The following is a 20,521-nucleotide window of genomic DNA, read 5'->3' on the forward strand; positions in this document are numbered from 1 at the left end:
TTACTTCGGCAACTCGCTGCCGGAATGCAGCACTGCATCCACGATACCGTATGCCTTCGATTCTTCAGCGCTCATGAAGTTATCGCGATCTGTATCGCGCTCAATCTTCTCAAGCGGCTGTCCTGTGGTATCCACATAAATCTGATTCAGCTTCTCTCTGGTCTTAAGAATCCAGTCCGCATGAATCTTAATATCCGAAGCCTGGCCTCGAACTCCACCCAATGGCTGATGAATCATAATCTCACTGTTAGGCAGCGCCAAACGCTTGCCCTTCGCCCCAGCTGTAAGCAGCAGCGAACCCATGCTAGCCGCAAGTCCTACGCAGATGGTAGATACATCCGGCTTAATATGATTCATCGTATCCAGAATAGCAAGACCTGCTGTCACAGATCCACCTGGCGAGTTAATATACAACGCGATATCCTTATCCGGATCATCCGCTGCCAAAAAGAGCAGCTGCGCAATAATGCTGTTCGCTACATCATCATCGATGGCGCTGCCAAGAAAAATAATTCGGTCCTTCAGCAACCGGGAATAAATATCGTAAGAGCGTTCTCCGCGATTTGTCTGCTCGATGACCATAGGTACTAAGTTCATGGTACCGACCTCTTTTCTTTATCAAGCTTTTCAACCATCATGATCATTCTATCATGTTACGAAGCTAATGTCATATCCACCATTATTCCATATGTATGTCATGACGATTATGACTTAGTATTCGAACTTCGAATTAAATGATGGTTGTCTTACCCATATGTACACTACATTCCTAAAAGATGAAACTCTTTCAGGCAAAAATGCGTGCATGCGATCTCTCCATGCATGGCTCGCTAAGTATGTATTCACTCATCCTCGCTCGGATGAAAAGATAAGGCACGCAATGAAATATTGACGTGCCTTACCTAGGTGCACTGAGATGTATGCTCCTCAGTTCAATATGTTATTAGTTGTTTTCTGCAAGGAATTTGATTGTCTTGCGAACCGCAGCTTCCTCACGGAGATTGTCAAGCGTACCGTTCTTCTCAAGGATCGTGCGGATCTCTTCAGCAGAGCGTTGGTACATTTGCGCCATTTGCTCAAGCTCTTCTTGAAGCTCTTCATCAGAGACTGCAATGCCTTCAGCTTTGGTAACTTGCTCAATCACAAGGTTGTTCTTCACGCGCTTGCTTGCATCTTGCTGCATTTGCTCACGAAGGTCAGCAATCGTTTGGCCGGACAAAGTCAAGAACATATCAATGTTCATGCCTTGGGAGCGAAGACGGTTGTCCAAGTCCTTAACCATGTGTTGAATTTCAGTTTCGATCATAGCGCTTGGAATTTCCACTTTTGCATTTTCGGAAACTTTTTCAACAACAGCTGATTCGAATGCTTGCTCAGCTTCACGCTCTTTGCGAGTTGCGATTTGCTTTTTAAGATCTTCCTTGAACTCGTCCAATGTGTCGAATTCACTTACATCTTTAGCAAACTCGTCATCCAATACTGGGAGCTGCTTGCGCTTGATTTCGTGAACTTTCACTTTGAATGTAGCTGGCTTGCCAGCCAAGTTCTCTGCATGATATTCCTCAGGGAATGTTACTTCAACATCTTTGAAGTCGCCAGTTCCAAGACCAATCAATTGCTCTTCGAAGCCAGGGATAAACGTGTTGGAGCCAAGCTCCAAGCTGTAGCGATCGCCTTTGCCGCCTTCAAATGCTTCACCGTCAACGAAGCCTTCAAAGTCCATGACAACTGTGTCGCCTTCTTTTGCTGTATCTTCGTCAACGACGACCAATTCAGCATGGCGTTGTTGAAGACGCTCAAGCTCAGCGTTCAAGTCTTCCTCTGTTACTTCTACTGCTTGCTTTTCAACGTTAAGGCCTTTGTATTCGCCAAGCTCAACTTCAGGCTTAACCGTTACTTTTGCTTTGAATTTGAACGCTTGTCCTTTTGCAAACTGTTCAACTTCAACTTCTGGCTGATCTACTGGAAAGATAGACGCTTCTTTCACAGCTTCAGGGTAAACCTCTTGAAGCAAAATATCGATGGCGTCTTGATAAAGGCTTTCCACTCCGAATTTAGCTTCGAAGATTTGGCGAGGCACTTTACCTTTGCGGAATCCAGGAACGTTTGCACGCTTCTGAACCTTTTTGAACGCTTGGTCCAATGCTCCAGTCACTCGCTCCTCATTCACTTCTACTTCAAGAACCCCAACGTTATTCTCTATTTTTTCCCAGGTTGCTTTCATTTTATGCCTTCCCCTCCAAAAAGATCGATGGCTAGAGCTAACTCTTGCACGTTCGAAATAACCATTACATTATATCTGACTACAAATAGATTTTCAAGGCGACACCTTTGCCAGAATGTGTGCGTTTTCACGTTTTGGACACATTCGATACCGATTACTGCACTCTTCACCACATTAATCTTCAATCATAGCGTTTGAGATTCGAAGAATTCCGCGTTCATAATCCATGCGATCCTCCGATGATAGACCATAGATTCTAAACACATCGTCCGCATCTAATTGAAGCAGGCGAGACACTAGACTATGCAGCGCTGCTGCCCATATCGCCACAGATGGTTCAGCCTCGTCTCTCATCTGCTTGTACAGCGTTGTTCCATATATGGCTTTTACAAATTGCTGCCATATTTCCTGAGCAAAGTAAGTAAGCGATGGATCTCTGACTGACATCGATTCGTACAAGAGCTCTGCAGGAGCCCTCAAGGAAACAGGAAAGGTGGAATAGTCAAGCGGCGTATCCTCAATCTGGACCACAATCTGCTCTGCTCCGTGCCAATAGGTGACCTTGCCTTTAGCCCCTCGCTTCACAAGCGTGGTTAACAAGCCGAATCGAAGCAGCGGATGGAGCTCTTCGGTCTCCAAATAATGAATGAGATCATCCGTCAGCGTCTCGGAATCGGCTAAAGCAAGCTGCTCCAGCACCATCCACTTGCGCTCATCAAGGGGGGGCTCCTTCAGTGATTGGAGAAGCCGCTCAATATATTCCTCATCCAGCATCTGCTTCTTCGCAAGCTGCTGCCTCATAAGATCTGATTCAGAAAGCTCAGCCTCATCGTCATCTTTATGGTCCTGCTCCGTATGTATAGTGCTTGTTACAGTCGCCTCCACCTCGCGCAGGTCAGGGAAGGCCTGAAGCAGCCAATGATATAAGGAATTCCATTCCTCTCTAATCTCACGCTGTTCTCCTTCAAACTGCAGCAAAAAGGAAAGCAGCTGCACCGCATCCTTATAGCGCTCCGCTTCTAACAGCCGAGTAAGCTCTAATTGATAATAATCATAGGTCTTTGGAAACAGCACCACGTTGGCTTTGCTCGATTCGCTCTTCTTCGCATTTGTTATAGTCAACACCTTCTTTCCTTGCACAGCTGCTTGAATGTGAACGAACGCCGATGACATCATATGTATATAGGATCAGTTGTAAGCATTATATCACAAACACCTTATTCATACTGCATATCGGAAGCTTCCTTGTTCTGTATATGCCGAGGCGGATTCAAGAAAATCAAAATTTCTTGTTGCACAAATGATGTTTTTTTGTTAGAATCATATCTGTTCTCAAAAAATGTCCCAGTAGCTCAGCTGGATAGAGCAACGGCCTTCTAAGCCGTCGGTCGGGGGTTCGAATCCCTCCTGGGACGCCATTAGAATTAATTTAACAGACTTCAATTACTGTTACAACGCCTTGAATCCCTTACTACATAAGGGTTCAGGGCGTTTTTAGCATCCACCCCCTCCTTCGAGAATGAAGAAGAATAACATAAAAAGTAGAATCATTCTACAAAAATTCTACAACTATTGTCCCCCTAGAAATCAGTCTTTTATGTGCTAATCTTAGCATGATTTAAAAAGCTCACTTATAATAGGTAGCTTTTTTCGCAAACAGGCATTCAAAACAACAAAACCCACGAGGATAAACCATGCGACTTAAAATCATTCCTTCGTTATGTCTATTCCCTACTTCATCCCAAGGCGTACCACATTTATCAGTATTGTCACTTCATCAGCACTTGAAATGATGTACAATTATTAATTGTATCAATATTCCATAGGAGGGGTAATGTGAGAAAAATATTAGTTGGAATCATTATGATGTCTGTATTATTTACGGGGTGCAGTTCGGCTGCCACTAATGAAGTAAAAAAAAGAGCCGCAGGGATTCTTCCCCATACGGCTCGCATACATGCTATTGCTTAAAAAGAGATATCGTTCATCCGTAAGTTATCCACTCAACTTCAGTATAAACTAGTTATAATCTCAACCTACTTAGGCATCCCCATCAATATTTCTTCGTTAGTTTGTATCCCTGTAAACAATTCATTTATAAAATAATCGTCCATTTCATTATCTGACATATCAAAAACATCGTAATTTTCCACAATAAGTCTTCTTAGAATTTCATCTAAACGAGTTGAAAAAGCAATTAATTGCCCCTCTTGAGTCTTAATAACAGATCCGTGGATGATCTTTGATCTCAGATCATAGGCCTTCTTGATGAAATTATATGTGTCAACCTTCCCCACTACTTCCAATCCAATTAAACAAGCAACTCTTTCAGCTATCTTATGATTTACTTCAGTATTACTGGTTGAAAATAAGCACTCTAATGCCGTGCAGTACAAAACAATTTTCATAGGTAAAGCAGGATTTCCTCTTGCAGCTATTACGAAGTATTTAACTCTTTCCTTTCTTGAATATCTCTGACTTTTATAAAAATGATCGAATTGCGGGTACTTACCTCCAAAACTTTCTAATTCTATTTCATCCAACTTAAATCGCCCGTAGTTCAAATGACTAAAATAACTTATCGCATTGCTTAATTCATCATCTGTGAAAATTGTTTCTGAATTATCTCCAGAAGCTTTCCCATAGATTGTGGTCAATGCAGCTTTGTAAGTAAATCCATCTTCTATATTGTCACTATAAACAACTAAAAAGCCATCTCTTACATAAATGTTATTATCCTTTACATTCCAAGTGCATAGAACAAACTGCTCAGCTTTTCGTAATAGTTGAAAAGTACACATCGATCCCTTCTCATCCATTTGCTCTTTAGTGGAAATATCATCAAATTCGCCGCTCATATAAACATAACTCTTACCATTAAATTCATTTATTGAATGGATTCCTAGTGTACTTTCCAGTAATCTAGTTTCTGTTATTCTTGACAAATTTCCCTTTCCGTTACTTATTCGCATACCTATGCTAATTTCTCTACCAGTGTTATAAGAGTTCTGTAACTTTAAGTTGTGAAGAATTGTTAGAAAGATATACTTCATATATTGCATCACTCCATAAGAACAGAATAAGAGCCGCTATGTAATAACATGCGGCTCATTGTATGAAAAATAAGTATGCACTAATAATACAACTATTTGGAAATGATGTCCACACGTTTCTGATTTCCGTCCCAAGCGACTGACGCACCTAGAGATTCGGCCACAACCCGCGCAGGGATATATGTCACTCCATCGATTAAAAAGCCCTCTTTCTGGATTTTTCCATTCACTACAACCTTTACCTTATCCAATTGCTCCTCCTTCAATACTGAATATAGTCGCCCCCACGGAAACTTGCGACCAGGACACGAAGCCTTTCGGATTGGGTCAATGTGGCAGTGTCCAATAACGTTATAGTTGTCCAGCTCAAACGTCTTGCCCCAGATTCGCTCCACTTCCTGTTGAATATAGCGATGCAACCAAACGCTTGCGGAAAATTGGGGCTCGGTCAGGTCTCCATCCACGCCTTCATGTTCAATGGAAATCGTATATTTGTTAGGATTGATGCCTGAACGATCTCGTACAACTTTGGCAGGCGCTTGGGTTGTTCCTGTTGCCGTTAATCCATTGGCCCACGCCATTCTCCGAATGTCTACATATTGATGAATGCGGCCATCCTTCGCCACACCAAAGTGCGCCGATGAAACATCATTACTTGGGCTTGTAAACCAATTGTCCATGCTACCCATAGAGCCTGCTGAGATGTGGTTAACGATGCAGCACGGCACATGCCCATCTCGGCTGCTGCTGTTGGTATATTTATTGCCCTTTTGGATAATTACCATTGGAGCCATCTCCTTTCTCTTGCAGTTGTTCTAAGATCTTTTTGACAAAGGAAGGCAGCGGAACGTTAAGCACGCCTAGATTCTCAACAATGCTGATCCCTTCTCTTCCAACATAAAAATACATGGCCAGCGTGCGGAATATAGGAGACTGATCCCCTACATACTCGTCCAGCATCACAGCAAGTGCAATCACAACAAAGATAATCGCCTTACGAATACCGCCCCAGAACATAACTTCACTGTTAAGCGTCCTTGTGCGGATTGCTCCCAAGACCCCCGTTACATAGTCTGCGATCATGCAGAATACCAAAATCCGTAACGCAATGTCCCAACCGCCTAGGTAAGCTGTTCCGATTGTTCCGACAGTTGCTACAATCAACCCAATACCATTCTCTTTCATGAGTAACCCCCTTAATAAAATAGCCCCCACTTTGCTGTGAGGGCATAAATATAGCGCCTACCCATTCGGGCAGCGCTTAAGCTTCGAAATCAATATTCGTGATTTCTTTGTACTGTTCTTCTGTGATCTTTCCGAGCTGAACGAACTGTCCAACATACATCGGGTCTGCTGGGTCGATTTTGTAAATCCCCATATCATAGTAACGTTTGACAATAGCATACCAATTCATAATTATAATGCCCCTTTCGATGCTAGCTGTAGTAATAGTGCAGCGTGGTCATTAGCCATCATTTGATTTTCGGCTGTCAAGGCGGAAACAGTAAGCTCCAGTGATGCGATGTCATCCTTCATGACTTCCTCAGGTGTCTTGATAGGAATGTATTTGTGGAAGATAAAATCCCCATTTTCGTATGTGTAACGCCCTTTGTTAAAGTTCTCCTTGAATCCACTAGGTAAAGTTTCAATGTTAATGTACTCACCTTCGTAATCAGGTGGCATGAGTTCCGTTTCAATATAACTTACAACGGTTTTCCCGTTTAAAATGATTGAATACATTCTACCCCTCCTTTATCGTGTATCTTAGTTGAAGCGCTGTTAACGTTTGTTCGACGTAGCTTGGGTTCGATATCTCGAACGTGATAGGGGATGTATTATTTATTACAATCCTACCAATCAGAGTCAAACTCGAACCTGGCGGCAATCTAACATCAAATGCAGCTTCTGAATCTGTATTATTAGCTGAGCGCGAAGCGGCTCCTTGCGGTAATGTTAAATCGAAATATGTTTCATGACCATTACCGGATATAGAGTGGTAATCGGCTTTAACTAAGTCTGGTCTAGTTGCACTGGAACCATATCTAGTTGATGAAGTAAAAATTATCTTTGCTCTTTGATTCTCCATTGCAATTTCAGGGTCTTTAAAACTAGCGTAAACGTTTATTGCGCCAGTTCCTTTTGGATAAAATGCAAAGAGGAATTTTCTTTCGTCGGCCTGAAGAATTACATTTCCTGTTGTTTTTTCTTGCACAACCGTAGTGCTGTTAACTAAATGCGTCACTCCTCCACCTCCAACTCCTTTCCAAGCCGAGCCGTCCCAGAACTCCAGCTTACCATTTCTTACTCGCAAGGTTCCTTCTGTGATTGCCTTGTTGCCGTTAATAACGAAATTGCCCGCATTGTCAAACGTCGCTTCTTTTCGTCCAGCAACCCCATTTTGCAGATTACTCCATAGCCGCAGATGTGTATCTGCAGCTAATAACAGTTCCTCGGTTCCCTCGTTTTGTGAGATAGAAGGAATGTTGTTCAAGATCGTTTTGGCAGACTCTCCAGCTCCTACAACAGTGAGACCCCCTGCGCCGATACCAAGAGCAGTTCCGTTTTGGTCACCGCCTTGATGATAGATAGCGTCGATACTAGAGCCGTTTGGAGCTTTGACTTTGATCTTTTTACCTTGCGTTAGCGTCATGTCCCCGTTAAGCTCGCCGCCCGTGTTCGGGAATGCTGCATTCCATTTCGTCTTATCTGATACTGTGACATGAATGTCTTGGTTGTTCTTATGTTCGTCAAATTCAGCACTGGACGCTGCACCGATTGATTCGGGCGTTACTTCAATACTGCTTACCGCTTCTGTGATTGCTGTATCAACTGCCTGAGATAGAGCATTATAGTCCCGTGGCACATCTGCGGTCATCGTGTCATCTATGAGTGGTAGCCCGTGGGCAGTCGTACCAAGTGCATTCAAACTCAATGAGTAGTTTGAGGCAGCCCCCTTGTTCACCAACTCGTTATATGACATTGCGGAAAGCTCGCTGTATTGTTTATCTTTGATGTCGCCGTATAGGACATACTTAAAGATAAAGCTTAGGCTCAGATGAGCTGGTGCAATTTCACGTAAAACCTTTTTCAAGTCTTCGATGTTGTCAGGTACGCCATAGATGCTTGTGAATTCTATGACGATACCTTTATCGAGAGTCACAGAAACATCACCGTTAGAGTAAGAATCTGCAACTAATTTAATTTGAGCAGCCCCGACCTTTCCGCTGCCCCGAAGCTTCGACTTGATCACGCTTCGACGTTGGTCAAGTGGTTTTGAATGATCGATAGGAATGCCTAACTCATGCTCGTACACATCAAGACCCCAAGAAGCTGTATCTACGTTGAGCTGATCCACGAAGCCGCTGATACGGGCATCCAAGTCATCAATGGATACATTGATTGCTCCTGACATCTCATTCGTTAATGGGTCATGGCGCATTACATTGTGTAGATTTTCTGTGATCTTATCCAAGGGTTACACCTCCTAGAATCGCGACTTGCTTTTCCCCTACTTGCACATTTGCTATCCCTCCATTAACGGTTAAGCCAGAATAATCTTCCACTCCTGCGGCGTTTATGATTGCTTCGCCTATCTTTGCATAGCTAACGTAATTTACCTTAAAAGCAATCTCTTTTAGATAGCTTGTGATCGAAGCTTTTATGTTTTCAAGCACTGTATCCAACTCATACCCCGATTCAGGTGTTACCACTACGTCGATTTTAAGTTCAAGACCTTCAGCAGCCACAACGAAGCATTTCGCACCTATAGGCGCTTGTCCATTCCCTAACCCTTCGCTATTCGGGTCTATGTGTTCTTGCACCCTTTGCACAAGCTCGGCAGGGGCTGGAAGCTTGTTTTGATCTATAATCACGACTTCGACCGTGTTTTCCCCGCGGGCGACAGGAAACACCTTCGCATCGCCAACCCCCGACACTTCTTTAGCCCATTGCAAGTAATGATAAATATTGCCCGACGTCGGCGGTGTACGTATCGCAATATAATAGCGTTCTCTCAAGCTTTCATCTGATTCTGCTTCATAACCACCAGTGATGGGGTTAGGATTCGTCACAGACGTAATCCCCGAAATGGTCACAGGCATTTGTGTGACTTGGTTGGCTGGAACATTGCCAATAGCACCCGCCTTCACACTTTTAATATTTACAGTTCCATTACCTGTAATCGCGACCGTTTCAAGCGCTTCGAATTGTACCCCGTTCTTTGTCTCGAACAAGTCGCCTTTTGAAATCTCACCATTGCCTAAAGCAAACAATTGACCCTTTGCATATGTCGCCTGCGTCCTTACTATCCCTTTGCGCTGCGAAACGAAAGCTTCTAGTAGGCTGCCTGATAGATTGTCTACATTGATGAGCTGTTCGACATTCTCTATCTTCGCGTTTTGTTCAGTAAGCAGCATAGCAACAGATTTCAGAAGGTCGTAGACCAAGTACCCTTCCGATTTGTCGTATTCATCACTTACATTGCTTAAGAGGAAAGCAAGCATGTCATCCACTGTATTTCACCTCACTTTCGAATGGGATTATCCCACCACGTTTCGTCGTTACTGTGAAACTGATCTCAGCAACGCCGTTTGAACGTCGGATTTCGAATTCATCGACTTCTAGGATTTCGGGATGCAGCAAAGCCTTTTCCTCAATCTGCCGTTTTGTTTCACTTAGAATCACACCTATTGGCAGATCGCGGCGACCGATAAAATGGGCAAGCTCAATCCCAAATGAAGTGCCCCTGTATACTCTGTATTTGTCAGGCTCCGTAATCAGCAGCATCGTAAGCCATTGTTTGATTGCTTCCTCATATGTCGCCAGAATGGGCTTGCCGTCAACTAATACATGTTTCCTTTCGTTGAAATCAAAAAAGGAACACCTTCCCCATCTTAGGTTCAATGGTTCCAGTGTTCTCTTCAAATTCGAATGTTGGGAACATTACGCACCCACCTTATCAATGACATAGAATTGTTGTTCGCTTGTAGCCGGCACTAACACAACCTCATCACCTGCTTTCAATGAGAGTTGATATATTCGATTGGCAACGATCAACTGATCCATGTCCAAAATAATCTCATCACCTAGACCGATTTTAAGGTTAGGTAACGGATCGATAATGACGGCTGCCGTCACTCCGATCCGCTTCGGGTTATTACGTTCCTTGAACAACCCCGCAAGCTGCACTTCCCACGTTTCCATCATACCGCCTCCAATTCAACCGAAACCTTGTGAATGCCATTGTTTAATGCGTGGCTTGCGGACACGATCAGATAGTTGCCTGATAGTCCTGTTACAGGCTCTTTAATCGCTAGAATTCTACCCGCCCTTACATCATCGTGACCCAACATTTCGATGGATACCGTCTCTTTGATCCGATTCATTTCAGCAAGCGTGTTCTTTGCGATGTTGCGAGCCTGTGATTCATTCTTTTCATCCGCTGTAATCACTTCAGTAAGTTGACCATACCTAGCCATACTCTTTGAATCTTTTAAGGATGCAAGTACCTTGCTGGAATCCTCTTTACCGTTAACGACGATCACATTATTTTTCATATCCTCAATACTTCGAGAACGAGAAGGATTCCCTAATGCTGACGGAATCGGTATTAACGGTATGTTGCTGCTAAGTCGCACTTTTGGACTTATAACAAGATCACTCATTTTCGATATGGTCAATACATCCTTGTTCATCTCAAGCCGATACTTTGTTTTGGTTTCTTGTGTCGCTTGCTCCAGAATGTCATTGATGATATCACTTATCGTCATATCCTTGTATATCTTTGTGATTAGAGTCTTAATTGGGGTAATCTTGTGTTTGATTCCGAATCGATCCAGCATCTTTGCGATAGCTTGACTTGCAGAAGCCTTTATGAATTGGATCACGGTCTCATTCTTATTGAGATACCACGAATAGTCAAAGCATGTGTAAGACTTCCCGAACCGCCCACTGACGCTCTCAGCAACAATGACGAAACGACTAATTACCTTCCCCTCATTCATCAGCACGACATGATTCCCTATCTCAATCAAATCAAACTTTTCAAAATGAACGGAATCGTTAAAGGCATAATCGAAACTCAATTCCACTCCCAGTGCATCCATGTTACTTGACCATGTCACATTGCCCACGAGCTGTGTGATGTTTCTCTTTGTCTTCCCTTGTACCAGAATAAGCTCATGCATCACGTCACCTTCACAAATACAAATTCTTTCAAGTCTAACGTATAAGCGATATCCCCCGCACGATCTAAGCCGTAAGTGAAGCTTTCTACCGTGCAAGCCATGTTCACAATCTCGTTAGACTTGTTATCTGTCACGATGATTCGGATAGGCAGCCGCTTATTTGCCCATTTGTTGAAGAAGCGAACACAGCTCCATCCATCCTTCTTATGCTTCGCGAAACGATAGGTCTTAAGAGGGAAGAATGACGAAATACTTAATGTCTTTAGCCCTCTTAAGCCTATTAGGTTTAACGTCCCTTGTCCTATCGTCTCGAACTCTTCATTTTTTCGGGGGATAGAGAATTGAAAGTCAGGAGGGATGATGGGCAGCGTCAAAGTCTCCTGCATGTTGTTCGCGCTAAATACAATATCCATGTACTCCCTCCTACTTGTTTCCTAAAGCTAGCATGATTTTACGTGCGATATAATCGCCCATTTGATCGGCATATTGTTCGTTCCCAATCACGTTCCCCTGAACGGTTACATAAACATTAACCCCACCTTGACCACCTAGCATGCGTTTAGATAGGTCATGCGGAATAATCTTTGTACCGTTAGGCAAAGCTTTAATTTCACCGCCTGCCTCATCCGTCCTTGCTAGTCCGCCTTTAAAGTAACTTGTCCCTGTTTTGAACTCTGGTATCTTAGGAATGGAGAAACCGAACGTCTCACCACCAACGCTTGGAACCCAGTCAGGGATTTCGACGCTTATGCCATTGATCTTATCAATCAAGCCGTTAATCAAGCCGACGATAAAATTAATTGGGGCTTTTGCATAAGTCTTGATCAAATTAAACGTCCCTTTGAAGCTCTCAACTATTCCAGTCCACGCTTGCGACCAATTGCCCGAGAAGACTCCTTTTACAAAGGTTATAATGCCGTTAAAGATTTGTTCGACTGAATTCCTGATATTCTCAACTATACCAAGGATGGCTTGACCAAACGGGAAGCTTGATAGCCAATTTGACAAGTTTGTCCATACCTGCGTGACCGAAGATTTGATGTTATTAAATACATTCGTGAGATACTGCCATAATTGAGTCGCCTTCGCCTTGACCGTGTCCCAGTTTTTCCATAACAGTATCCCTGCTGTTACAAGTAATCCTATTGCTGTAGCAATCAATCCGATTGGATTCATAGCCATGACAACATTCCATGCTCCTTGAGCCGCTGTTATCCCTTTAATAACTCCAGTTAAGGTTTTTACAAATCCCGCCACCTTGGATATTACATTAAATGCGATAAATGTACTTAGAAGTCCAGCAGCCACGGGAGCTAACCAATCCATGTTGTCCTTCAACCATTTGACCGAATTGCTTAAGAATTCGATGGCTGCTGATACTTTGTTTGTTACTTCATCAGCGATCTTTTGCAAGGTTCCGTCACTCTGCCAACGCTCTAGTGTCGAAGCGACGGATTTGATCTTGTCCTTAAGCATTTCGTATAGGCTGCCCTGCCTGATACTGCCGTCTGATGTTATCCCGACGATGTTGGATAGAGCCGACTTCGTAACGCCCGTAACGGTTGACCATATTCCCTTGAGGGTAGTAGATTGCTTTTCCATCCCTCCAGTAAATCGGTCGTTCATGATCTGAACCATAGCTTGGTTGAACTTTTCTTGGTCAACAATCTGCCCTTTGTTGTTGACAACCTCTTGATTACGAAACATTTCATTTGCTTTTTCGGTGATCTTTGCTTTTGTAATCCCGAATTCCTTCAGGCGCTCCAACTCGCCCGCTTGAGCGTCAATGATTGCCTCGATTGCTTGGTCAAACGGCTTATTCGTTGCTGCTGCCATATCACCGATCTGAGGTAGCCACTTCTTAGCGCTCATCCCCATCGCTTCCAGCTTAGCGGCACCTTGGACAAGCTCCCCGCCTTCAAACGGGGTTTTGTTCGCCAGATCAATAGAATAGGACATGATCTCAGCGGCTTTCTTCGCGTCCTTGGTCGCCGTTTCTAATTGCAATCGGAAGCCCTCTAAATCCATGGCTTCGCTAAAGCCTGACTTCACAGCTAATCCCGTGACTGCCGCAATGGTAGTGGCGGTAAAAGTACTTACCGTTTTGGTGATAGAAAGGAACCGCTTGTTTGCATTATCAGCAAATGAGGAAATGGTATTGCTAGCCTGCTTCACTTGTCGCTGCATTTTTTTGGTATTCTCAGCAGCGCTTATTATTGGCTTAGAATATCGATCACGAAGGGAAAGTATTGTATGAATGGTTTTGGCTATACCACTCACCCCCTAATGCAAATAGCGACGGGTAGATTACCCGCCGCCAAACATTGCTTGATGTCGTTTTTCTTCATCTTCATAGTATTGATTCATAAATTCAAAGTAGATCATCTTTTCAAGCTCAGTTAGGTTTGACAGCTTATCAGGATCATGACCACGAAGCATCCAAAATTGAATGATCTGAAGATCGGGGTCATGCTTGATTAGTTTTTTACATCGTTACCTAAGTCCTCAATGCCTGACATCTTTGTTATTGCCTCACCGATCTGGAAGCGTTCGTTTAACTCTAACAACGCAGACACAATGTCGATAGGGTCAATAATTTCGTATTCCTTATGCAGTTCTGGATCACGGAACACAGCAATGGAATTATAGATGAGATAATCATAAGCAGCCACAATTGAAGTTAGATTACCATCCCCCATCATGTCCATGGACTTCAGTACTATTGCTTCTTCTGGTTGCTCGATTAGTACATTACCTTCAAGACTCGGAACAAAGTAATCTTTTGTCTTTCGTTTCTTCTCCTGTTTTTGCAATTTCTTCGCTACCAAATCAGCTAATGTTAAACGTGGATCACGGTTCATATTAATCCCTCCTAGATTGCTTCCAAGATATCGTAATCACTAAATGTGAAAGGTAATTCCTCTTCCAACAACGAACGGTTTTCGAATTTTGCTATAGCGAATTCACTGAAGACCACATCTTTTAGGGCTACCCGCTCCGCTTTGCCCGTTTGCTTATTCACCAGCTTCGTGATGATTTTAATATCAGGCATTACACCCGTTTTGAATGCTTCTGCCATCAGCTTCATTCCTCGGCTCATAACCTTGTTCAAGGTCAATGTCCCTTCACATGTTCGCCCCATAAAGCGTTTGTAAGTACCGTAATCGCCACAAAATGTTACGTCTTCGAACTCCCCTGTCACCTTCGCTTCAATTGCTTTCAGCTCTGCCCACTCTTCTCCATTTATCCATGCCGTTCCATCTGTACCAGACAATACTACCGATCCTCTATTCACTTTTCATCCCCCTTTCTCTATTGCATTGTGATACCAAACTTCAAGTCTTCAATCGCATCAAGTATCTTGATGCTCCCAGCTAAGAAGACGTTGCTTCGAAAAGTATTGATCCTTACCTTTGAATCATCCCAATCCGATGCTTCCGTTTTCCCAATATCTATCCATGCTTGACGCTGCTCCTCTACATCAATGTCACTTCTATTGTCGTATTCGGAATCAAGAATCTCTTCTCTCTCCAAAGCGTCGAAATAGGTATTCACAGCGCTAATAAACAAGATTTGATTGTCATATTTGTTTTTGTACTTGCCCAAGTAATCTTGCTTAAAGGTCGTATAAATGTCCTCTCGGATCAAGTGCATCGTTTCGACGACGATGATTTTCTTCATGTCCTCGGTCACACCTTCACCTAGTGTCTGAAGCGAGTTAACAGCACGGGCAACCCGTACTTGATCATCGTCATTAAATAGAACAAGCTCACCATTGTTTACAGCAGCTTCAAGGTCAGCAGGCTCTTTGACAGACTTCAAATCTTCTAACACTTTGTACGTGCCGCTCTGTGTCATGGGTAAACCAGCTAAGAGACCAAGCAGACGCGCGATGTACTTATCGCCTGCAATCTCGCTATCATCTATTTTGGTCAAGGTCTCATTGGTGAAGTTAACGACACACATACTATCTGGATTTGTAGCCTTGTAAACGATAGCCTTGATATTCTTGCCTGTCTTCTCTTGCTCTTTGACATAAGCGGCTAAGCTTGTATGTTCTGCGGCTGCTCCTGTTGCGTGACCAATCCAATTGTATTTCTTTTTCCCGATTGCTTGGATTGCTTCTTCTGTTGCCTCTGTGCTGTCAACGGAAACCCTAGCGACGATTACTTTACTAGCACCGCCGCCCAACACGTCTTGGATGTATTTCACGTTCTCAGCGGTAAAAGCTGCCTTCTCAACCTCGGAAGCAAGCTTGTATTCCTTCACCGAAAATGACGTGTCGGTATCATCTTTCACGATAAGAGCAACAATCCCACGGGCTGACCGTTGTACGGCTGTACGAGCCAAAGAAGAGAATGTGATTTCAATTTGCGGCAAACCAATTGCCATGTTTCATCACCCTTTGTATTGTAAAATTTCCATGAATGGAAGCTCGGAATCATGTCGTGCTGGATCGTTAATTTCGAGATAATGAATGTCAAACGATAACTGTAAGACGCCATCCACAACGTTATTTGATATCTCGTTCGTGTATAGTCGGATATCATCTGTAATAACAAGTTCATCACGAAATGCATCCTCCACCAACTCCTGAATGTTTAGAATCTCAAGTTTGTATTGATGTGGATTTTTGGGAAAGTAGTACACGATGATGTGAATCATTCTTTCGACTTGATGACGAGTAAGTTGCTGTTTTGATCCACTTTCGAAATCAACAAAAAAAGAAGGTCTTTTAAAACCTTCTTTGATGTCCTTGCTGTTAATTTCAATTTCGGGTAATACCTCTTTCAATCTTTTATTAATAGCTAGTGCAATATCTTTCAATGTAATCAACGTCTCACCTCAATCCCTGTTCAAGCATGTCGTCGATGAATTTTTCACAGTCACGTATAAATTCTTTCTCAAACTCCCTTCTTGACTCTTTGTAGACGTGGTATCCTTTCGCAAATCCGTGTTCTTTACCATCACGCCCAACAATCCTGTGTCCATCCTCAAGCAAGTGGGCATGAGGCGCACCGTGATATACCCGAATGGCCGTATCCTCGCCTTGAAATTTATAGACCTTGCCCCGCTTGATGCCCTTAAGATACTTACCTGTTCTCTTTTTTACCTTTTGCCTCGCTTTTTGCTTTGTTTTACGAAGAAGCGTACTACCTTCTTTCCGCATAAACTTGTTGACTTCTCGCGGCATTTTATGTTCAGCGAGCGCTAAAAGCTGCTTAGCAAAGTCGCCAAGTCCATCCGAATCGATGCCATTCATCTGACCACCTCTTCCACAAAGATTTCAAGTGATTCATCCTTGAAGCGAGGATTTAGGATAAACTTGATATCAAATCGTTGACCACGGTACACAAACCACATATCCTCTTCAATATCCTTGCCCGATCCATAACGCATCTTAAACTTATGCGTACACTTGCTGATAATGGTGTCTGCTTCCCCCCTCAGCATCGCGCCCGTTCGTGGAATCAATTCAGCCCAAACCGTACGAATCTTATTTGCAGATATATCTGTTTCCAAAAGCTCGTTGGTCGTTTCGACGTTTCCCCATAGTTCAATAGGTTTGAACTTCCCTGCATTCATTGCCTCACCCCGCTACAACTCAACTGCGTGATAAGATGACTTATGGTGCTTGGTATTGCTCCCACATCAGATGAACGGTTCTCATAGAAAAAAGCAACTAACATGAGGACAACCATATTGTATAACTCATTAGCTGCTTGCTCTGGCACTCCTGCATCTCTCAGATAAACCTTCGTTGCGAGAATTAATCCATTGATTAACAGGTCATCTTCGTCAAAATCAACTCGTAAATACCCTTTTACGCTCGATAATTCCATCTACTCACCCGCTTCAATAAGAAAGAAGGGGAAACCCCCTCTTAAGGTGTTTTTACTGCTTTTTTAACGATCACAACGCCATTAGGGTCTATTAACTTACCATCTGCAATAAGAATAGCTTTGTCGATCCATTCATTTGTGTCATGGTCAAGATATCGGAACAAGGTCATTTGCATATTTGAGTTAAACCCGTAGTTACCCAGATTGCAATAAATGGCGACTACTTCATCCTCAGCAGCGCCATCATAAGGTACAATCACATCGTCCTCCACCTCGATGACCTCCTTGCCTCCAAAGCGTCCTTGTGGTGCATCTACAATGCCGTAATTTGTCCGACCAATCGGCTGACCTGTACTATCTACCATTCCATCGATATAGCCATCGTAGGTTCCAGAAGCCATGAGGAAAGTGGCGCCTGCTTTATAGGCTAGAGGCATTTTAGCAAAGACTTTTTTCTTCCAAGCCTCCCATGACTTAAATTCATCATCAGTTAAAGAAATGATTTGCTCAGAAGGAACACGAGTATCATTGATGATCCCTTTTGGCTTACCCGTACCATCACCACGGATAACTGCTAGGTCAACAGCTTTCACCATAGCTTCGACAATCAAGTCTGTAATCGTGGTCTCAAACCCTTCCAGCGTTGTTGTATCAGCAAGTAAAGAAATAGAAACTTTGCATTCTAGACCGTGATAACTGAAAGATACTTTCGTATTGGCTTGAACCTTTTGTTTATCTGACTTCCCTTCCCCGATCCACGTTGCAGTAGGTTTCAAAGAAAGAATCGGTACTTCTACACCACCCTTGATGTTAAGCTTGCGCACCCGTTTAAACACTTGTCCGTAAACTTTTAATTTTGTAATGACTTCATTCAAGATCGTTGTTGGGATAACGGCAGAAATATCCCCCGTCGTTGCGGTAGCATCTGCGCGAAGTTCAGGTGTAATTTGTCCTGTCTTTGCAAATTTCATAAATGCGCTGCGGTACTCAAGAGTGCCGTATACATCTGTTGGCTCCTGTGCGCGTTCTTGCTGCCCTCCATTTCTTCCTAGACCAAATGAACCAATAACATTCGAAGCGCTCAATGTCGAGCCGCTGCGTTGCTGTACGTGGTCATGTGGAAGTTGGTCGCGAAGTTCTCCATCCTCTTCGTCATTTGGCATGGAATCAATCATACTGCGAAGTTCTAGAATCTCTATATTCAAGCTCTCAAGTTCGGTATTAATACTTCTCATTTCTTCAATCGATGTTGTGGTGTTTGCTTTATTGCCAAGCTCAGCTTTTCTAGCTTCTTTTTTTGCCAACAATGCTTGTAACTTCTTTTTCATATTCTTTCACCTTAGCCCTTCATTAGAATTTGATTTCTGAGTTTTAAAAGTTCCAGCTCGTTGTTCGAGTTGTCCAACTGAGACCGCACATTATCCAATGCTTTCTTTGCGTTATCCAACGCATCTTGGTCACGAGCATTTATGTCAGTCCCTGTGTAAGCAGGGAAATTGACCGCGCTAACTTCGATTACACGTTTAATCTTCTTGATGCGACGTGTTGGCATCTCGGTCGAAAGGTCTTGCCAATCTTCTTCGTCCACATAAAAAATAAAAGACATCCCATCGATGTCTTCGCGCTTGACTGAGCTATATAGCGCCTTAGCCTCGGTATTGTTTTCTACATCAAGATTAGCCTTTACATAAAGCCCGATATCATCCGTTCGAAGTAACATAGTTGAATTTCCGTTATTACGACGGCTGCGGGCGAGTGGAATTTTGCGCAAATCATGATTTACACTAAAAAGAACATCATCGAAATTACAACCATCGAACGCTCCACGTTCGATGACTTCATAGAAAAAGCCGCCTATATTTGTCTTCTGATCATATACCGCTGGATGTCCTTCAATGTAATTGCCATCATCAACAGCTCTAAGATCAACCAGTCCAAAACTGCGCTTTACTGGAGTTGCTATGTTAGGTAGATTGCTTTTGCTCATTTGTACCTTCCCCCTTCCTTCCCATCTGATAAGCATTAGCAAGGTTAACATCAATATAATTCAATGACATCGTTCTTCTCTCTCCACCCTCAATAGGTGGGTATCCTAGAAGTGCCAATTTCTGATTGTCCGAAAGTAATCCCTGATCCCCTGCTGTTTGTAGAATGTTAAGTTTGGCGTTTGTGCTTAAATACATCACGTCTTTGTGATAGAATACAATCTCATTCCCCATATCTAATTCGCGGTCTGTAAATAACGTTTTCGAGAAGGCTTGACCAAGCCCGATCACAATGGGTTCTAGGACGCTTTCATAATAGGCTTGATACTGTTCGTCGTTGTAATCTCTCGAAAGGATCGCTTTCGAAATACCGTACCACTCCTGCACGCTGCTTTTTAGAAACTCCATGACATCCTTGTCCACGAACTTCGGGTCAATGTTTACAGGCAAAAACTCACCCTTTAGGTCGAGAGGCATAATTCCAGAATCGCCTGAAGATAGCAATTTCTCAAAGCGCTCTCTTTCTTTGCGTTGTGACTCATCATCTAACATCGTATTGATTTTCAAAATGCCCCGCACAGACATACTCGTCTTGATCCCTTTTTCGAGTCCTTGTAAGACAACATCATTGATTTGCAGCACTTTGAGCAATGCGGCATTATCGGGCTGACCATTAAGCCCGCCACCCATAATGTCATTAACCGAGTATTTCTTACGGATATGAATCAGTTCCGAATAAGGTATCGTAAAGATATCTCCAGACCGGAAGTACATCTTTACGTACAGGACACCCGCTCCATCTTCTACAAAATCAGCTTGGTAGGGATTAAGGGGATAGAATCCTGTGTAATAACGAACCTTCCCGTCCTTTGTTTGCCTGTATTCATAAGTTGGATATATAAAGACGTTGTAATTTAAAAAGAGCAGCCATACCGTTTTTTCTAGAAAATCGCGCGTGGTCATTATGGGATTCGGCGCGATTTTGAAAAGTCGGTTAAGACTACTCTTCGGATATTTTTGCATTCCATTACTGTCGGTTCTAATATGCCTTGGCTGTAATTTGCTGATATCGGTTGCGATGATATCAATACAATTTTGTACACTATCTGAAGCGTAAATATCCTGACCAAACTGGCTGAATGAAGGAATGTACCCATTCAACATCTTGGCTCTAACGAATTCCTTGCCCTTCGAGATTAAATGTTTAAAGCTAGATATAAACGACAATCAC

At 43.1% G+C, this 20,521-nt stretch carries 26 protein-coding genes and 1 tRNA gene; 2 read left to right on the forward strand and 25 right to left on the reverse strand.

Translation table 11 applies throughout. The annotated features are described in order from the left end of the window. The 3 genes from clpP to B9Y93_RS22465 all read right to left on the reverse strand — a co-directional run bounded on the left by clpP (position 1) and on the right by B9Y93_RS22465 (position 3,346). Positions 1-597 carry an ATP-dependent Clp endopeptidase proteolytic subunit ClpP gene (clpP, locus tag B9Y93_RS22455; protein ID WP_085498494.1) on the reverse strand — a complete coding sequence of 199 codons (597 nt, stop codon included), beginning with the start codon at positions 595-597 and terminating at the stop codon, positions 1-3. 346 nt (positions 598-943) lie between these two features. Then, positions 944-2,224: a trigger factor gene (tig, locus tag B9Y93_RS22460; RefSeq protein WP_085498496.1), complete on the reverse strand. Its 1,281-nt coding sequence runs from the start codon at positions 2,222-2,224 to the stop codon at positions 944-946. A 174-nt stretch (positions 2,225-2,398) separates the two neighbouring features. Further along, positions 2,399-3,346, reverse strand: a complete 948-nt coding sequence (locus tag B9Y93_RS22465) for a hypothetical protein (protein WP_139829212.1) — start codon at positions 3,344-3,346, stop codon at positions 2,399-2,401. Between the two features lie 219 nt (positions 3,347-3,565). Between B9Y93_RS22465 and B9Y93_RS22470 the strand changes: the two genes are divergently transcribed. Together B9Y93_RS22470 and B9Y93_RS25105 are read left to right on the forward strand one after the other, a co-directional pair. Next, positions 3,566-3,642: transfer RNA gene (locus B9Y93_RS22470), tRNA-Arg, on the forward strand. Positions 3,643-4,060: 418 nt separating this feature from the next. Continuing rightward, complete coding sequence (locus B9Y93_RS25105; protein ID WP_280522911.1) at positions 4,061-4,195, forward strand: hypothetical protein; 135 nt, start codon at positions 4,061-4,063, stop codon at positions 4,193-4,195. 65 nt (positions 4,196-4,260) lie between these two features. Here the strand turns inward: B9Y93_RS25105 and B9Y93_RS22475 are convergent, their stop codons facing one another. The 22 genes from B9Y93_RS22475 to B9Y93_RS22580 all read right to left on the reverse strand — a co-directional run bounded on the left by B9Y93_RS22475 (position 4,261) and on the right by B9Y93_RS22580 (position 20,517). Next, the gene (locus B9Y93_RS22475; RefSeq protein WP_085498500.1) at positions 4,261-5,277 is read right to left on the reverse strand and encodes a HEPN domain-containing protein; all 1,017 of its coding nucleotides are present in this window, start codon (positions 5,275-5,277) and stop codon (positions 4,261-4,263) included. Between the two features lie 92 nt (positions 5,278-5,369). Continuing rightward, positions 5,370-6,062, reverse strand: coding sequence for an N-acetylmuramoyl-L-alanine amidase (locus tag B9Y93_RS22480; RefSeq protein ID WP_085498503.1), 693 nt, complete (start codon positions 6,060-6,062; stop codon positions 5,370-5,372). Next, entirely contained in the window at positions 6,037-6,462 is a 426-nt protein-coding gene (locus B9Y93_RS22485; protein ID WP_085498505.1) for a phage holin family protein, read from the reverse strand. Before B9Y93_RS22485 ends, B9Y93_RS22480 begins: the two co-directional genes overlap by 26 nt. A 76-nt stretch (positions 6,463-6,538) precedes the next feature. Next, complete coding sequence (locus B9Y93_RS22490; protein ID WP_085498506.1) at positions 6,539-6,691, reverse strand: XkdX family protein; 153 nt, start codon at positions 6,689-6,691, stop codon at positions 6,539-6,541. A 2-nt stretch (positions 6,692-6,693) separates the two neighbouring features. Further along, entirely contained in the window at positions 6,694-7,017 is a 324-nt protein-coding gene (locus B9Y93_RS22495; protein WP_085498507.1) for a hypothetical protein, read from the reverse strand. Position 7,018: 1 nt separating this feature from the next. Further along, positions 7,019-8,749: a putative phage tail protein gene (locus tag B9Y93_RS22500; RefSeq protein WP_085498508.1), complete on the reverse strand. Its 1,731-nt coding sequence runs from the start codon at positions 8,747-8,749 to the stop codon at positions 7,019-7,021. Continuing rightward, positions 8,742-9,779 carry a baseplate J/gp47 family protein gene (locus B9Y93_RS22505; protein WP_244903544.1) on the reverse strand — a complete coding sequence of 346 codons (1,038 nt, stop codon included), beginning with the start codon at positions 9,777-9,779 and terminating at the stop codon, positions 8,742-8,744. The genes B9Y93_RS22500 and B9Y93_RS22505 overlap by 8 nt, the downstream gene beginning before the upstream one ends. A 1-nt stretch (position 9,780) precedes the next feature. Further along, positions 9,781-10,179 (reverse strand): DUF2634 domain-containing protein, encoded by a 399-nt coding sequence (locus tag B9Y93_RS22510; RefSeq protein ID WP_176229007.1) that lies wholly within the window; start codon positions 10,177-10,179, stop codon positions 9,781-9,783. 39 nt (positions 10,180-10,218) lie between these two features. After that, entirely contained in the window at positions 10,219-10,482 is a 264-nt protein-coding gene (locus B9Y93_RS22515) for a DUF2577 family protein (protein ID WP_169026459.1), read from the reverse strand. Next, complete coding sequence (locus B9Y93_RS22520) at positions 10,479-11,462, reverse strand: XkdQ/YqbQ family protein (RefSeq protein WP_085498513.1); 984 nt, start codon at positions 11,460-11,462, stop codon at positions 10,479-10,481. The genes B9Y93_RS22515 and B9Y93_RS22520 overlap by 4 nt, the downstream gene beginning before the upstream one ends. Continuing rightward, entirely contained in the window at positions 11,462-11,875 is a 414-nt protein-coding gene (locus B9Y93_RS22525) for a hypothetical protein (RefSeq protein ID WP_085498514.1), read from the reverse strand. Before B9Y93_RS22525 ends, B9Y93_RS22520 begins: the two co-directional genes overlap by 1 nt. Before the next feature lie 10 nt (positions 11,876-11,885). Further along, a complete protein-coding gene (locus B9Y93_RS22530; RefSeq protein ID WP_085498516.1) occupies positions 11,886-13,649 on the reverse strand; it encodes a tape measure protein in 1,764 nt (587 codons plus the stop codon). Between the two features lie 290 nt (positions 13,650-13,939). Beyond that, positions 13,940-14,323: a hypothetical protein gene (locus tag B9Y93_RS22535; protein ID WP_085498518.1), complete on the reverse strand. Its 384-nt coding sequence runs from the start codon at positions 14,321-14,323 to the stop codon at positions 13,940-13,942. 11 nt (positions 14,324-14,334) lie between these two features. Then, the gene (locus B9Y93_RS22540; RefSeq protein ID WP_085498520.1) at positions 14,335-14,757 is read right to left on the reverse strand and encodes a phage tail tube protein; all 423 of its coding nucleotides are present in this window, start codon (positions 14,755-14,757) and stop codon (positions 14,335-14,337) included. 17 nt (positions 14,758-14,774) lie between these two features. Further along, positions 14,775-15,854, reverse strand: a complete 1,080-nt coding sequence (locus tag B9Y93_RS22545; protein ID WP_085498522.1) for a phage tail sheath C-terminal domain-containing protein — start codon at positions 15,852-15,854, stop codon at positions 14,775-14,777. Positions 15,855-15,860: 6 nt separating this feature from the next. Next, entirely contained in the window at positions 15,861-16,298 is a 438-nt protein-coding gene (locus B9Y93_RS22550; protein ID WP_085498524.1) for a phage tail terminator family protein, read from the reverse strand. Between the two features lie 4 nt (positions 16,299-16,302). Next, positions 16,303-16,725, reverse strand: a complete 423-nt coding sequence (locus B9Y93_RS22555) for an HK97 gp10 family phage protein (protein ID WP_085498526.1) — start codon at positions 16,723-16,725, stop codon at positions 16,303-16,305. Continuing rightward, the gene (locus B9Y93_RS22560) at positions 16,722-17,048 is read right to left on the reverse strand and encodes a phage head closure protein (RefSeq protein WP_085498529.1); all 327 of its coding nucleotides are present in this window, start codon (positions 17,046-17,048) and stop codon (positions 16,722-16,724) included. Before B9Y93_RS22560 ends, B9Y93_RS22555 begins: the two co-directional genes overlap by 4 nt. Beyond that, positions 17,045-17,305: a head-tail connector protein gene (locus B9Y93_RS22565; protein ID WP_085498531.1), complete on the reverse strand. Its 261-nt coding sequence runs from the start codon at positions 17,303-17,305 to the stop codon at positions 17,045-17,047. The genes B9Y93_RS22560 and B9Y93_RS22565 overlap by 4 nt, the downstream gene beginning before the upstream one ends. Before the next feature lie 41 nt (positions 17,306-17,346). Next, complete coding sequence (locus tag B9Y93_RS22570) at positions 17,347-18,633, reverse strand: phage major capsid protein (RefSeq protein WP_085498533.1); 1,287 nt, start codon at positions 18,631-18,633, stop codon at positions 17,347-17,349. Positions 18,634-18,644: 11 nt separating this feature from the next. Continuing rightward, complete coding sequence (locus B9Y93_RS22575; protein WP_085498535.1) at positions 18,645-19,292, reverse strand: HK97 family phage prohead protease; 648 nt, start codon at positions 19,290-19,292, stop codon at positions 18,645-18,647. Continuing rightward, complete coding sequence (locus tag B9Y93_RS22580) at positions 19,270-20,517, reverse strand: phage portal protein (protein ID WP_217809705.1); 1,248 nt, start codon at positions 20,515-20,517, stop codon at positions 19,270-19,272. The genes B9Y93_RS22575 and B9Y93_RS22580 overlap by 23 nt, the downstream gene beginning before the upstream one ends. Between the last annotated feature and the right edge of the window lie 4 nt (positions 20,518-20,521).

Origin of the sequence: Paenibacillus aquistagni (assembly GCF_900177815.1) — a bacterium.
GTDB classification, from domain to species: Bacteria; Bacillota; Bacilli; order Paenibacillales; family Paenibacillaceae; genus Paenibacillus_B; species Paenibacillus_B aquistagni.

Bases quoted from the DNA above. Each gene is read 5' to 3' on its own strand.
- B9Y93_RS22490 (WP_085498506.1), bottom strand. From the start codon at position 6,691: ATGAATTGGTATGCTATTGTCAAACGTTACTATGATATGGGGATTTAC.
- B9Y93_RS22565 (WP_085498531.1), bottom strand. From the start codon at position 17,305: ATGGAATTATCGAGCGTAAAAGGGTATTTACGAGTTGATTTTGACGAA.
- B9Y93_RS22555 (WP_085498526.1), bottom strand. From the start codon at position 16,725: ATGAATGGCATCGATTCGGATGGACTTGGCGACTTTGCTAAGCAGCTT.
- B9Y93_RS22505 (WP_244903544.1), bottom strand. From the start codon at position 9,779: ATGCTTGCTTTCCTCTTAAGCAATGTAAGTGATGAATACGACAAATCG.
- B9Y93_RS22575 (WP_085498535.1), bottom strand. From the start codon at position 19,292: ATGAGCAAAAGCAATCTACCTAACATAGCAACTCCAGTAAAGCGCAGT.
- B9Y93_RS22570 (WP_085498533.1), bottom strand. From the start codon at position 18,633: ATGAAAAAGAAGTTACAAGCATTGTTGGCAAAAAAAGAAGCTAGAAAA.
- B9Y93_RS22525 (WP_085498514.1), bottom strand. From the start codon at position 11,875: ATGGATATTGTATTTAGCGCGAACAACATGCAGGAGACTTTGACGCTG.
- B9Y93_RS22475 (WP_085498500.1), bottom strand. From the start codon at position 5,277: ATGAAGTATATCTTTCTAACAATTCTTCACAACTTAAAGTTACAGAAC.
- B9Y93_RS22560 (WP_085498529.1), bottom strand. From the start codon at position 17,048: ATGAATGCAGGGAAGTTCAAACCTATTGAACTATGGGGAAACGTCGAA.
- B9Y93_RS22545 (WP_085498522.1), bottom strand. From the start codon at position 15,854: ATGGCAATTGGTTTGCCGCAAATTGAAATCACATTCTCTTCTTTGGCT.
- tig (WP_085498496.1), bottom strand. From the start codon at position 2,224: ATGAAAGCAACCTGGGAAAAAATAGAGAATAACGTTGGGGTTCTTGAA.
- B9Y93_RS22485 (WP_085498505.1), bottom strand. From the start codon at position 6,462: ATGAAAGAGAATGGTATTGGGTTGATTGTAGCAACTGTCGGAACAATC.
- B9Y93_RS22495 (WP_085498507.1), bottom strand. From the start codon at position 7,017: ATGTATTCAATCATTTTAAACGGGAAAACCGTTGTAAGTTATATTGAA.
- B9Y93_RS22515 (WP_169026459.1), bottom strand. From the start codon at position 10,482: ATGATGGAAACGTGGGAAGTGCAGCTTGCGGGGTTGTTCAAGGAACGT.
- B9Y93_RS22480 (WP_085498503.1), bottom strand. From the start codon at position 6,062: ATGGTAATTATCCAAAAGGGCAATAAATATACCAACAGCAGCAGCCGA.
- B9Y93_RS22530 (WP_085498516.1), bottom strand. From the start codon at position 13,649: ATGCAGCGACAAGTGAAGCAGGCTAGCAATACCATTTCCTCATTTGCT.
- B9Y93_RS22520 (WP_085498513.1), bottom strand. From the start codon at position 11,462: ATGCATGAGCTTATTCTGGTACAAGGGAAGACAAAGAGAAACATCACA.
- clpP (WP_085498494.1), bottom strand. From the start codon at position 597: ATGAACTTAGTACCTATGGTCATCGAGCAGACAAATCGCGGAGAACGC.
- B9Y93_RS22535 (WP_085498518.1), bottom strand. From the start codon at position 14,323: ATGAACCGTGATCCACGTTTAACATTAGCTGATTTGGTAGCGAAGAAA.